Raw genomic sequence first — 12,157 nt, 5'->3', positions numbered from 1 at the left:
AGATCGACTGCTGGAACGCGCGACGGCGTGGCCCACGCCCGTTGGCGCGGAAAGCCAAGCGGCCGGACGGGCCGCGCCGCCTGGATGCGTCGGCATCCAGGCCGTTGGAACAAGCCTTTTCGAGGAAGCAAGAGACCATGAATGTACAGCATACCCCCATCCATCCCGGCGGCGTCCAGATGCATCTGAAGATCAAGCCGGGCGACATCTCGCGCTACGTGCTGACCCCGGGCGACCCCGGCCGGGTGCCGGTCGTCGGCAGCAGCTGGGACAGCTATGAAGAGGTCGCGCATTTCCGCGAATACAGGACGGCGCGCGGCAAGCTCGACGGTGTCGACATCACCGCTTGCTCGCACGGCGTCGGCGGCCCGTCCACAGACATCGCTGTCGTGGAGCTGTCGAACTGCGGCGCCGACACATTCATCCGCGTCGGTTCCTGCGCGGCCCTGCAGCCGGAGATCGAGCCGGGTGACCTGGTCATTTCCACCGGCGCCCTTCGCCTGACCGGCACCGTCGATGCTTATGTCGACAAGTCCTATCCGGCGGTTGCCAACCACGAGGTGCTGATGGCCCTGATCGAAGCGGCCGAGGAAATGGGTGAGCGCTACCATCTCGGGCTCGCGGCCAGCGTGGACAGCTTCTATGCCGGCGAGGTCAATCCGATGCCCGGCGGCTTCTGGCAGTCGCGGATGAACCACGTCATCGAGGACCTGACGCGCGCCAAGGTCGCGAATTTCGAGATGGAGGCCGCGACGATCTTCACGCTTGCTCAACTCTTCGGCTTCAGAGGCGGCATGATCTGCTCGGTCGGGGCCAACCGCGTCACCCGCCAGCGCGCCGATTCCGCGGAATCGATCAAGCGCTGCTGTGCCGTCGCCAGCCGTGCCGTGGTCATCCTCGCCGGTTGGGACGCCAGGAAGAAGGCAGCGGGCAAGCCGCATTTCTTCCCCTCTCTTGCGGCCTGACACCGCCGGGAACGGACGCGGGGCGATGCCGACCAAAGTCATATTCGATACGGATCCCGGTGTCGACGATGCCGCCGCGCTCCTTTTTCTCAATGCCTGCCGGACGGTCGATCTCGTCGGGATCACCACCGTCTTCGGCAATGCCGACATCGACACGGTGACCCGCAACGCGCTCTATCTCAAGCGGCGATTCGGCATCGACGCCCCGGTCGCCAGGGGCGCCGGCCGCGCGCTCGAGGCGGAGCCGTCTCCGCCTCCCGTTCACGTCCACGGGCGCAACGGCCTGGGAGACATGCTGCTGGAAATCGAAGACCTGCCCGGGCCGGATCCGAGGCCGGCGCATCGCTTCATCATCGATCTGGTCCGGCAGCAGGAGGGGCAGATCTCCATCGTCGCGGTCGGCAGGCTGACCAATCTTGCGATGGCGCTTGCCGAGGCGCCCGATATCGCCGGCCTCGTCAAGGAGGTGGTGGTCATGGGTGGGGCATTCGGCCTCGCGGGTCCCAACGGCAACGTCACACCGGTCGCCGAGGCCAACATCATTGGCGATCCGCACGCCGCCGACATCGTTTTCGGCACCGAATGGCCGGTGACAGCGGTCGGACTGGATGTGACCCGCCAGGTGGTGATGGGACCGGCCTCTCTCGATCGGCTGGCCGTTGGCGGGGAGGCGGCTCGTTTCATCGTCGAATCCACGCGCGGCTATCGGCATTATCATATGCGCTTTGGTGTTGACGGCTTCTATGTTCACGATTCCTCGGCCGCCGCCTTCGTCGTGGACCGATCGCTTTTCCAGACCAGGCGAGGGCCGATACGCGTCGCCACGCAGGGCGTGGCCGCCGGCCAGACGGTCCAGATGGACCGCATGACCCCTTACCCGCCTGGCGCCTGGGACGCGGCGCCGGATCAGGACGTCGCGGTTTCGGTCGATGCCCTGGGCGTCAGACAGTTGATCCTCGACACATTGTCGTGCTCGTCTTGAGGGCCGCTGGGAACCTTCGTCACGCACGAAAAAGCCCGCCGGCGATGACCGGCGGGCAGCGGGAGGAGTTCTTGCGGGCAGTCAGGCGGCCAGCACGGCCTTCGGCTCGGCCATCTCGTAGCCCAGCGATTCTGCGACCGCGCGATTGGTGATCTTGCCCTTGTGGACGTTGAGACCGTTCCTCAGATGCGGATCGTCGACCAGCGCCTTCAGGCCCTTGTCGGCAAGCTGCAGTCCGTAGTGCAGCGTGGCATTGTTGAGCGCATGGGCCGAGGTGACCGGAACCGCGCCCGGCATGTTGGCGACGCAGTAATGGATGATGCCGTCGACCTCGTAGGTGGGCTGGGCGTGAGTGGTGGCGTGCGAGGTCTCGAAGCAGCCGCCCTGGTCGATTGCGACGTCGACGAGCACGGCGCCCTTCTTCATGCCCGACAGCATCTCGCGGGTGACGAGCTTCGGCGCGGCGGCGCCCGGGATGAGCACGGCGCCGACCACGACGTCGGCGGAGAAGCACTCGTCTTCGAGCGCCTCGACGGTCGAGTAGCGGGTGTGGACACGGCCGTTGAAGATGTCGTCGAGCTGGCGCAGGCGCGGGATGGAACGGTCGATGATGGTGACGTCGGCGCCGAGACCGACTGCCATCTTGGCGGCGTGCAGGCCGACCACGCCGCCGCCGATCACGGCGACCTTCCCGGGCAGCACGCCGGGCACGCCGCCGAGCAGCACGCCGCGTCCGCCATTGGCCTTCTGAAGCGCGGTGGCGCCGGCCTGGATCGCCAGTCGGCCGGCCACTTCCGACATCGGCGCGAGCAGCGGCAGGCCGCCGCGGTCGTCGGTGACGGTCTCATAGGCGATCGCGGTCACGCCGGAGGCGAGCAGCCCCTTGGTCTGGTCCGGATCGGGCGCGAGGTGCAGGTAGGTGTAGAGGATCTGGTCCTCGCGCAATTGCACCCATTCGTTGGGCTGCGGCTCCTTCACCTTCACGATCATATCGGACTTGGCGAAGACTTCCTCGGCGGTCTTGACGATCCTGGCGCCTGCTGCGTGATAGGCGTTGTCGTCAGCGCCGATGCCACCGCCGGCGCCGCTTTCGATCAGCACCTCATGGCCGTGGCTGACATATTCCCGGACGGAACCCGGCGTCATGCCGACCCGATACTCGTGGTTCTTGATTTCCTTCGGGCATCCGACGCGCATATCGAGTTCTCCTCATCCGGCCTGTTGGGGCCCGTTCCCTGATGCCACAATTAAACACGGATCGCATCGCATGTGTTTGCGATTGCGGTTGCTGAAACGACAATTCTTCGCTATTCCTTGCATCATATCGTCAGAAATTCGAAGGATCTACGAAGAATGTCGCTCGATAGGATCGATATCGCCATTCTCGACACGTTGCAGAAGGACGGACGCATCTCCAACGCGGCGCTGGCCGAGCGGGTAGGCCTGTCACAATCGGCATGCTCGCGCCGACTCGACAACCTGGAGAAGACCGGCGTTGTGCGTGGCTACCACGCCCGGCTCTCCAACGCGGCACTCGGCCATCAGATGACGGCGATCGTGCACATATCCCTGTCCGGCCAGTTCGAGAAGACGCTGTCCGACTTCGAAGGGGCGGTGAAGCGTTGCCCGAACATCCTGTCCTGTCACCTTATGTCGGGCGAATACGACTACATATTGCGGGTCGCGGCACGTGACCTGGCCGACTACGAGCGGATCCACAAGGAATGGCTGTCGGCCATGCCGCATGTGACCAAGATCAATTCGTCCTTCGCCCTGCGCGAAGTGATCGACCGCACCGCGCTCGGCCTCAAGCCGGAAATGGCATGACGATCGGTGATCGACCGGATTTGACGAGCCGCTGGTGAGCGTGATCTAGATGCGGCCCGGATATCGGGAGCATCGTCATGGCTGCAGGGTCCGGAACGCATCACGTCGTCATCGTGGGAGCGGGATTCGGCGGGCTGGAATGCACGCGCGCGCTCGACGGTGCGCCGGTCCGCGTGACGGTAATCGACCAGCGCAATCATCACCTGTTCCAGCCTCTGCTCTATCAGGTCGCCACCACTTCGCTCGCGACGTCGGAGATCGCCTGGCCGGTGCGCCATCTCCTGCGCAGGCGAAGGGACGTGACGACGCTGCTCGGCCAGGTCGCAGGCGTTGACGCCGCGGACAAGCGCGTTCTGCTCGACGACGACCGCTCCGTAGCCTACGACACGCTGGTGCTGGCGACCGGTGCACGCCATGCCTATTTCGGCCATGACGAATGGGAGCCCTTGGCGCCCGGCCTGAAGACCATCGAGGATGCGACCACGATCCGGCGCGCTATCCTGAACGCCTTCGAACAGGCGGAATGGGAGGCTGATCCGGAAAAACGTCGGGCATTGCTGACCCTTGCCATCATCGGCGGCGGGCCGACGGGGGTGGAGCTTGCCGGCACCATCGCGGAACTCGCCCATGAGACGCTGCGCGGCGAGTTCCGCAACATCGACACACGCGAGACGCGCGTGGTGCTTATCGAGGCGGGCGATCGCATATTGTCGAATTTCCGGCCGAACTTGTCGGCCTATGCGAAGGCTGCATTGGAGCGGCTGGGCGTTACTGTAGAACTCGGCCGGCCCGTCACCGAATGCGACAGCGACGGTGTGGTCTTCGGCGGCCGGCGCCTGCATGCGCGCACCATCATCTGGGCCGCCGGCGTTGCCGCATCGCCGGCCGCCGAATGGCTGGGTGTCACGTCCGACCGCGCCGGGCGTGTGATCGTCCAGCCCGATCTGACGTTGCCCGGCCATGCCGATATCTTCGCCATCGGCGATACCGCTCATGTCGAGCGCCCGGACGGCAAGCCGGTGCCCGGCGTCGCGCCGGCTGCCAAGCAGCAAGGCAGGCATGTGGCCCTGACCATCCGCAGGCGTCTTGGCGGCGATAGGACACCGCAGCCGTTCCGCTACCGACACGACGGCGATCTCGCCACGATCGGCAAGCGGGCCGCCGTGATCGATTTCGGGTGGATTCGGCTCACCGGCCGGATTGCCTGGTGGGTCTGGGGCCTTGCTCACATCTATTTCCTGATCGGCTTGCGCAACCGCCTCGCAGTCTCGTTGAGCTGGCTGTGGATCTATGTGACCGGGCAGCGCAGTGCGCGCCTGATCACGCAGGGCGACGCGGACAAAGGCTGAAGCCGCCCCTGGTGGCGGAAATCTGGCGGTTGGTACCTGGTGGAAGACCTGGTCCGACCCCGATTGGCTGTTCGTCTGATACTGCCAGACCCGCACTCATGACCCAATGCGGTCTTTCAGTTGCGAGTGTCGCTTGCTGAAGTGGCGTTAGTCCGTTGGAGTCAATGGTATTCTTGATGGAGCGCTAATATACATAGACGCTCGAACGGGCAGCGCCTGCCAAATACTGGAGGAATGCCATGCGAAGGTCGTTCTTCACGGCAATGTGTATCGCCGCCGCAACAGCCGCTAACGCCCATGATTGGTACGAAGACAAGATTGACCCGCAGACGAAATTCAAGTGTTGCGGTAGTTCTGACTGCCGCGCCATACCTCGGTCTTCGGTGCGGTACAGGACCGATGGCGGATACACTTACTTGCCGCATAATTTCACCATCCCACGGGATCGTGTACAGGAGTCCCCGGATGACCAATACCACATCTGCGAGAATACATACGTCATAACCAATCAGCTTTATTGGCGTTGCTTTTTCGCACCTCGTGTCAACGTCTCCCTGGGTCTGGTGGACAAAGGCCATCCATAGTTTGATAGCGGCGACGACGACGACACCGAGGTATGACTTATTGGTTTTGTCACATCGAGTGGCGATCAGGCGCCAATTCTTGAGCTTGCTGAAAGGCGGTCGATCTGGTTGCGCCATCTGTATTTGCTTTGGCCATGCTAGGGCGGGTTGCGGCGGTTGCCGGGATGACGGCTTCCACCTCGGCCTTGGCAATTTCCTCGCGGGTCGCACCTGCGTCATAGCCCTTGTCTGCGAGCATCGCCTCGATGCGGTCAGCGATCAGGGGCGCACCGCCCTGCGTGTCGTGCGTTTGGTCAGGCGTCAGCACGAAGCCGAGCGGGCGGTAGCGGCGAAAGCCGCTGTGCATTTGCCGTACCCTCCAGGCAGACGACGCTATTGCGCCCCGGCACGCGCCATCCACATCATGCCTCCAAAGTGCGTCCGGGCGCGCAACCGTGGCGCGGTACCGTAGGAGCGCGAATGAAGGAGCATTTTCATGGACTTCAACGGACCAATTGTCACTCCTTTCACTTGCTGCGCGCCTACGGCTCTGGCACCAAGCGCCAGGTTTTCACCTTCGGAGATCGTGCGCCGGCGAATATTCATTCGCCTGTCATGGCTTCCTGCTGGACTTGCAGAAGGATCGGCGCGAAACTTCTGATTTCGGCCGGAAATTCTGGTCGCCGTCATCAATGGGAGAAAAAGACCATGTCGTTGCCGCTTGCATCCTTGTCGCGCCGAACCTTCCTTGCGGGGTCCGCCGCGACGGCCTTCGTGATGCTGCATCCTTTCTCGGCGCGCGCCCAGGCCAACCAGGCGCATCTGAGGATCATGGAGACCACCGACATCCATGTGAACGTGCTGCCCTACGATTATTATGCCGACAAGCCCAACGACACGATGGGACTGTCGCGCACCGCCTCGCTCATCGATTCGGTGCGGAAGGAAGCGACCAATTCCATGCTGGTCGACAATGGCGACCTGCTGCAGGGCAACCCGATGGGCGACTACATCGCCTATGAGAAGGGCATGAAGGAGGGTGACGTCCACCCTGTCATGAAGGGCATGAACATGCTCGGCTACGAGGTTTCGACGCTGGGCAACCACGAGTTCAACTACGGCCTCTCCTTCATGGACAAGGTGCTTGCCGGCGCGAACTTCCCCTTCGTCTGCGCAAATCTCGTGCGCGGCACGACGCTCGCCTCCAATCCGCGCGACGACAAGCTTTATTTGAAGCCCTATCTGCTCGTCGAAAAGAAGATCAAGGACGGTGCCGGCGCCGAACATCCGATCAAGATCGGCGTCATCGGTTTCGTGCCGCCGCAGATCATGATCTGGGATTCCAAGAACCTCGCCGGCAATGTGATCACCCGCGACATCGTCGAGGCCGCCAAGGCCTGGGTGCCGCAGATGAAGGAGGAGGGTGCCGACATCGTCATCGCGCTCTCGCATTCCGGCATCGACAACAAGCAGGGCGACATGATGGAGAATGCCTCCTTCTTCGTCGCCGGCGTGGAGGGCATCGACGCCGTCTTCACCGGCCATCAGCATCTGGTCTTCCCCGGCAAGAAGGACTTCCAGGATCTGGAGGGCGTCGATGCGGCGAAGGGTACGCTGCAGGGCAAGCCCGCCGTCATGGGCGGCTTCTGGGGTTCGCATATGGGCCTCATCGACTTCCTGCTCGAGCGAGACGGCAACAGCTGGAAGATCGTTTCCGCCACGTCGGAGGCGCGGCCGATCTTCGAACGCGTCGACAACAAAAACAAGGCGGTGGTCGGCGACGACCAGAGGCTGCTCGACGCGTTGAAGGAGGATCACGAGGCCACGCTCGCTTATGTACGCCGGCCGGTCGGCAAGACCTCGGCGCCGCTCTATTCCTATTTCGCGCTCGTCGCGGACGATCCTTCGGTCCAGATCGTGTCCCAGGCGCAGACCTGGTACGTCAAGGATCTGCTCAAGGAGTCCCAATGGAAGGACCTGCCGGTGCTGTCGGCAGCGGCGCCCTTCAAGTCGGGTGGGCGCGGCGGTCCGGAATATTACACGGATGTGCCGGCCGGCGACGTGGCGATCAAGAACGTCGCCGATCTCTACCTCTATCCGAACACCGTGCGGGCGGTGGAGATATCTGGCGCCCAGGTCAAGGAATGGCTGGAGATGTCGGCGGGCATCTTCAAGCACATCGAGCCCGGCAAGTCCGACCAGGCGCTGATCAATGCCGACTTCCCGGCCTTCAACTTCGACGTGATCGACGGCGTGACCTACAGGATCGACCTATCGCAGCCGCCCAAATACGACCCGAAGGGCGCGGTTCTGAACGCGAGTTCGAACCGCATCGTCGACCTTGCCTTCGACGGCAAGCCGATCGACCCGGCCGCCAGGTTCGTGGTCGCCACCAACAACTATCGCGCCGGCGGTGGCGGCAACTTCCCGGAGATCAACGCGTCCAAGGTGATCTTCGAGGCGCCCGATACCAATCGCGACGTGATCGTGCGCTACATCGTCGATCAGGGCACCATCAACCCGTCGGCCGACGCTAACTGGTCCTTCGTGCCGATGCCCGGCACGACGGTGCTGTTCGAGACCGGCCCCAAGGCGAAGGACTTCATCGCCGACGTCAAGGCCGTGAAGATCGAGCCTGCGGGTGAGGGCGCAGACGGCTTCGCAAAGTATCGGATTGCGCTCTGAGCATCCGAAACGACGGCGGCCTTTCCCGGCGGCCGCCGTCGACTCACTGCCCCTGGCGCTTGCCCATGGGATGGAGCGCGGCAACAGGTCAGAGGCAGGTCATCCCGACCCGGCCCTGGGCGGACGTCTGGTAGCGGCAGTTGAGCGGCTTGTCCGGATCGGTTCTCTCGAAGGGGGGCTTGACGGTCTGAACCTTCCAGCTTCCCAATTGCGACGAAACAGTTGCACGGCTCGGGGGCTGTGGCGCGGGAGTTGTGGCGGGAGGCAATTCGGCGAGCGCCATGCTGCGTTGGTCCGGGGCGATCGTCTCCCGGCTGGCGCTGCGGCCGAACAGACTGGGCATCGCCGGCGTCGACATGACGACCGAGCCGTCCGACGTGCGGGTGCAGCCCGTGGGCGCAACCAAGCTGCCGCAGGCGGCCAGCGCCAGCAAGAAGTTCCAGGATCTGCTCATCACCGCGTGGCCCCGTAGTCACCCGCCCATCGTGGCGGCCGCACACGTCGCCATCGTTTCGCCGATAGCGATTAGGATGAATGAATGGCCATTCGATGGCAGGGAGGCGGCGAATCAGGCCTTGTAGACGACCTGTCTCACGTCGATGTACTCGGCGCGGAAGCCGGCTTCGCAGTAGTGGAGATAGAACTCCCACAGCTTCTTGAAGCGGTCGTCGAAGCCCAGCGGCACGATTTTCTCCCAGGACGACCAGAAGCGGCTGCGCCACTCGGCGAGCGTACGGGCGTAGTCCTGGGCGAAGACCCGCTCGCGCAGATGCGACAGGCCGTGATCGGCGCCGAGCGATCTGAGCAGGGCAGGCGTGGGCAGCATGCCGCCCGGGAAGACGTAGCGCTGGATGAAATCCGGCCGCTTCCGGTAGAGCTTGAAGGCTGCCTCGTTGATGGTGATGATCTGCATGCCCGCCGTGCCGCCGGCCTTCAGGCAGTCCCGGACCTTGCCGAAGAACACCGGCCAGTATTTCTCTCCGACGGCCTCGAACATCTCGATCGAGGCGATCCGGTCATATTTGCCGGTCTCGTCGCGGTAGTCCTGCAGTTTGATCTCGACCTTGTCGGAGAGCCCGGCCTCGGCGATGCGCTTGCGTGCGAAGTCGTGCTGTTCCTTCGAGATGGTCAGGCCCGTCACCTTGCACCCGATCTCGCGCGCCGCGAACTCGGCGAAGCCGCCCCAGCCGCAGCCGATCTCCAGGACGCGGTCGCCGTGGCTGATGCCGGTGTCCCGGGCGAGGGCCCGGTACTTGGCGGCCTGCGCGCTTTCCAGGTCGTTGGCTCCCGTGATGTAGAGCGCCGACGAATAGGTCATGCTCGGATCGAGCCACTGCCTGTAAAAGGCATTGCCGAGGTCGTAGTGGGCCGAGATGTTGCGCTTCGAGCCCGAGCGCGTGTTCTCGTTCAGCCAGTGGCGCAGCCTCTGAACGGCGGTGAGGAACCAGTTGGCGCCGCCGGCCACCTGCTCGCCGGCTTCGACATTGACGACGAAAAGCTCGAGGAACGTCGTCACGTCGGGGCTGTCCCAGTCGCCGTCCATATAGGATTCCGCGACGCCGATCGTCCCGCCGGCGAAGGCCTTGGTCGGCAGGTTCCAGTTGTGCAGGATGACTTCCGCATCGGGGCCCGGCGCGTTGCCGCCGACCAGGAAGGCGCGGCCGTCGGGCGTCCTTATGCGCAGCGAGCCGCGGGCGAGCCCTTGCGCGGCTGAAAGAACCATGCGTGCCCTCGCGGGCAGGCCCTTCGCGACCTGCGCGAAATTGCTTGCGTCGAGCCGCACTGCATCGGCCAGAACGAACGCCTTGCTCGGATTCTTCACCATATCGTCATCCCGATAGGCGCCACGGCGCCCTACGCCTCCTGGTCCGCCGATGCCGGCCGGCCGGGCTCCATGACCGCCGAACCGTCGCGACGGCCAAGGGCACCTGGATATGTGTCCCTCAGATCACGATTCCGGTGTTCCCCACGGATCCCCACAACCATATTTCCAGCCATGAGGGAGAACTTCAAGTGGGATGCACAGCCAGGCCGCACGGGAAGCGACCGGGCTTCGCCGGGCTGCTGGCGACTGCGGCGAGAAGGAAGGGGACCGGCTTGCTGGGCGCAGGACCGCACTGCGGGGAAACGGATGCTATCGGTCCCCGCCGGGCTGTCGTTCAAGCAAGATGTAGGAGGGGTGGGATACGATCGGCGCAAAACCCAGGCGAAGATAGAGCCGCAATGACGGGTCGTTTTCCGACGACACATAGAGCTGGATTGGAACACCCGAGTGCTGGGCCTCGTCGATGACGCTTTGCATCATTGCCGTTCCGATTCCGCGATTGCGCAGCGAGGGCACGATCGCTAGATCGACGACATGGATCATCGTGCCCGGCCGGTCGACCACGACCCGCCCGATCGGCCGGCCATCGAGTTCGACGATGTCGAACCGCGCCTTGGGAAACTGACTGCGGTAGCCGACAGTCTGGGCCCTGAACTGATGCTGCATGAGCTGTTCGAACAAGACGGCGTTGGACCGCACCGGGTCCCACTCTTTCGTTCGCGACTCGCAGAAGAGACGGTAGCGGAATGCTTCGTCTTCGTCCCGCTCGGGCCGCAGCCGAAGCAATCCTTCCGGCGACCGGACAAGGAAGGTGCCGCTCACGAGACGAATCCCTGGCGACAGGTGATGCTGCCGGGAACCGAAAGCTGCCACCATTTGCAAGCCGCGAGGCCGCGCGTCATAGTGGCCGCCACTATCCGCAGGAGCCTTGCCCCGTGACCGAGCAGCTTACGCCCGAGCATTTTCTTCCTCATGTGAGCAAGCCTTTTCGCGTGCACGGTTGGCCGCATCCTTTCATCCTGGAGCAGGTGGATGTGCGTCAACTGGAGGGTTGGGAGAAGGATCGAACGGCGCGCCAGCCGTTCAACCTGATCTTTCGCGGGCCGCCGGGCGAGGTGATGCGCGAGGGGCTGTACACGCTCCAGATCGAGGATAGATCGTCGTTCGATCTTTATCTGATGCCCGTCCATACGGTGCAGAGCGACCGGCAGAACTATCAGGCCGCTTTCAACTGAAGCCGACCGGCGCGCGAATGGTCGTCCGATCCTTGGATCGAGGCCGGCTACAGCGTGTCGCGCGAAAGGCTTCACGCGACACGCTGCAGCCACTTGATCTTGCGCATGTCTCTATCCCGAAACCGCGGCACACTTTCGGGAGACATGCTTTAGTTGCGCGACGGGAAGACGCCCTGGAGCGCAATGACGAAATTGATGGCCAGATAGGGCTGCATATTGCTGTGCGGCTGGCTCCCGCCCGAGTTGCCGATGGTCGCGGCAGCGAGATTCGCGACAGGCGCGCCCTCGCCATACATCTGCACAGGAAAACTCGCGCCCTGCGGCGGTTTGCCGGTGGACTGGCCAAGAACGGTTCCGGAAGCCGGGGTATTGGTGTTGGAGGTGGCTGCCGTAGCCGCGTCGACATTGATGAAATGGTTGTGGGTCGGCATTTCCCCCATCGTCAAGGTGTGGCTCGGCTCTCCCGCGACGGTGCCCGGGTTGCCGCCGCTGGCATGGACCGCGACCCTGCCGCGCAGGTCAGGCAGGCCAAAGGTCGTCTGACCGTTGCCGCCGAAATTCGTGCCGAGCAGCGAGAAAAGCGCCTGGTTCTGGTTGATGGGCAACAGCTGCCCGTTGCAGAAGGCCCATCCCTTCGGAGGGAAGTTCCACGGTATCATCTTTATTTCGCCCAGATACGGCGTGCCCATCGTTCATGACTCCCTGGAATAGACCGGCAGCAGAGTT

Annotated in this window: 12 protein-coding genes; 7 read left to right on the top strand and 5 right to left on the bottom strand. The window is 63.7% G+C overall.

Annotation, left to right across the window (positions count from 1 at the left end; all coding sequences use genetic code 11):
• The first annotated feature begins 137 nt into the window (after positions 1-137).
• Positions 138-965, top strand: a complete 828-nt coding sequence (locus tag JN280_RS26475; RefSeq protein ID WP_202306747.1) for a nucleoside phosphorylase — start codon at positions 138-140, stop codon at positions 963-965.
• 25 nt (positions 966-990) lie between these two features.
• On the top strand, positions 991-1,947 hold the full coding sequence (locus tag JN280_RS26470) for a nucleoside hydrolase (protein WP_202306746.1): 957 nt from the start codon (positions 991-993) through the stop codon (positions 1,945-1,947).
• An 81-nt stretch (positions 1,948-2,028) separates the two neighbouring features.
• On the opposite strand, the gene ald is transcribed toward JN280_RS26470, so the two are convergent.
• The gene (gene ald / locus JN280_RS26465; RefSeq protein ID WP_202306745.1) at positions 2,029-3,144 is read right to left on the bottom strand and encodes an alanine dehydrogenase; all 1,116 of its coding nucleotides are present in this window, start codon (positions 3,142-3,144) and stop codon (positions 2,029-2,031) included.
• A gap of 156 nt (positions 3,145-3,300) precedes the next feature.
• Here ald and JN280_RS26460 point away from each other — a divergent pair, with 156 nt between their 5' ends.
• Entirely contained in the window at positions 3,301-3,774 is a 474-nt protein-coding gene (locus JN280_RS26460) for an Lrp/AsnC family transcriptional regulator (protein ID WP_202306744.1), read from the top strand.
• Between the two features lie 77 nt (positions 3,775-3,851).
• Positions 3,852-5,123, top strand: a complete 1,272-nt coding sequence (locus tag JN280_RS26455) for an NAD(P)/FAD-dependent oxidoreductase (RefSeq protein WP_202306742.1) — start codon at positions 3,852-3,854, stop codon at positions 5,121-5,123.
• 633 nt (positions 5,124-5,756) lie between these two features.
• Here JN280_RS26455 and JN280_RS26450 read toward each other — a convergent pair.
• A complete protein-coding gene (locus JN280_RS26450; RefSeq protein WP_202306740.1) occupies positions 5,757-6,053 on the bottom strand; it encodes a transposase in 297 nt (98 codons plus the stop codon).
• A gap of 341 nt (positions 6,054-6,394) precedes the next feature.
• Here JN280_RS26450 and JN280_RS26445 point away from each other — a divergent pair, with 341 nt between their 5' ends.
• Both JN280_RS26445 and JN280_RS26440 read left to right on the top strand, forming a co-directional pair.
• Entirely contained in the window at positions 6,395-8,371 is a 1,977-nt protein-coding gene (locus JN280_RS26445) for a bifunctional 2',3'-cyclic-nucleotide 2'-phosphodiesterase/3'-nucleotidase (RefSeq protein WP_202306738.1), read from the top strand.
• A gap of 281 nt (positions 8,372-8,652) precedes the next feature.
• Positions 8,653-8,952, top strand: a complete 300-nt coding sequence (locus JN280_RS26440) for a hypothetical protein (RefSeq protein WP_202306737.1) — start codon at positions 8,653-8,655, stop codon at positions 8,950-8,952.
• On the opposite strand, the gene JN280_RS26435 is transcribed toward JN280_RS26440, so the two are convergent.
• Positions 8,940-10,196, bottom strand: a complete 1,257-nt coding sequence (locus JN280_RS26435) for an SAM-dependent methyltransferase (RefSeq protein ID WP_202306735.1) — start codon at positions 10,194-10,196, stop codon at positions 8,940-8,942. The two genes, JN280_RS26440 and JN280_RS26435, sit on opposite strands and share 13 nt — an antisense overlap.
• 309 nt (positions 10,197-10,505) lie before the next feature.
• Positions 10,506-11,018: a GNAT family N-acetyltransferase gene (locus JN280_RS26430; protein ID WP_202306733.1), complete on the bottom strand. Its 513-nt coding sequence runs from the start codon at positions 11,016-11,018 to the stop codon at positions 10,506-10,508.
• 113 nt (positions 11,019-11,131) lie between these two features.
• On the opposite strand from JN280_RS26430, the gene JN280_RS26425 reads away from it, so the two are divergent.
• Entirely contained in the window at positions 11,132-11,431 is a 300-nt protein-coding gene (locus JN280_RS26425; RefSeq protein ID WP_202306731.1) for a DUF6916 family protein, read from the top strand.
• A 149-nt stretch (positions 11,432-11,580) separates the two neighbouring features.
• Here JN280_RS26425 and JN280_RS26420 read toward each other — a convergent pair whose 3' ends face one another.
• Positions 11,581-12,120, bottom strand: coding sequence for a phage tail protein (locus JN280_RS26420; RefSeq protein WP_202306729.1), 540 nt, complete (start codon positions 12,118-12,120; stop codon positions 11,581-11,583).
• Positions 12,121-12,157: the final 37 nt, after the last annotated feature.

It is taken from the genome of Mesorhizobium sp. L-8-10 (assembly GCF_016756635.1).
Classification (GTDB): Bacteria; Pseudomonadota; Alphaproteobacteria; order Rhizobiales; family Rhizobiaceae.
Note: the sequence above shows the minus strand (reverse complement) of the source record. Positions and strands in the feature narration are given on the sequence as shown.

Bases quoted from the DNA above. Each gene is read 5' to 3' on its own strand.
- JN280_RS26420 (WP_202306729.1), bottom strand. From the start codon at position 12,120: ATGGGCACGCCGTATCTGGGCGAAATAAAGATGATACCGTGGAACTTC.
- JN280_RS26445 (WP_202306738.1), top strand. From the start codon at position 6,395: ATGTCGTTGCCGCTTGCATCCTTGTCGCGCCGAACCTTCCTTGCGGGG.
- JN280_RS26435 (WP_202306735.1), bottom strand. From the start codon at position 10,196: ATGGTGAAGAATCCGAGCAAGGCGTTCGTTCTGGCCGATGCAGTGCGG.
- JN280_RS26450 (WP_202306740.1), bottom strand. From the start codon at position 6,053: ATGCACAGCGGCTTTCGCCGCTACCGCCCGCTCGGCTTCGTGCTGACG.
- JN280_RS26460 (WP_202306744.1), top strand. From the start codon at position 3,301: ATGTCGCTCGATAGGATCGATATCGCCATTCTCGACACGTTGCAGAAG.
- JN280_RS26455 (WP_202306742.1), top strand. From the start codon at position 3,852: ATGGCTGCAGGGTCCGGAACGCATCACGTCGTCATCGTGGGAGCGGGA.
- JN280_RS26475 (WP_202306747.1), top strand. From the start codon at position 138: ATGAATGTACAGCATACCCCCATCCATCCCGGCGGCGTCCAGATGCAT.
- ald (WP_202306745.1), bottom strand. From the start codon at position 3,144: ATGCGCGTCGGATGCCCGAAGGAAATCAAGAACCACGAGTATCGGGTC.
- JN280_RS26440 (WP_202306737.1), top strand. From the start codon at position 8,653: ATGCTGCGTTGGTCCGGGGCGATCGTCTCCCGGCTGGCGCTGCGGCCG.
- JN280_RS26470 (WP_202306746.1), top strand. From the start codon at position 991: ATGCCGACCAAAGTCATATTCGATACGGATCCCGGTGTCGACGATGCC.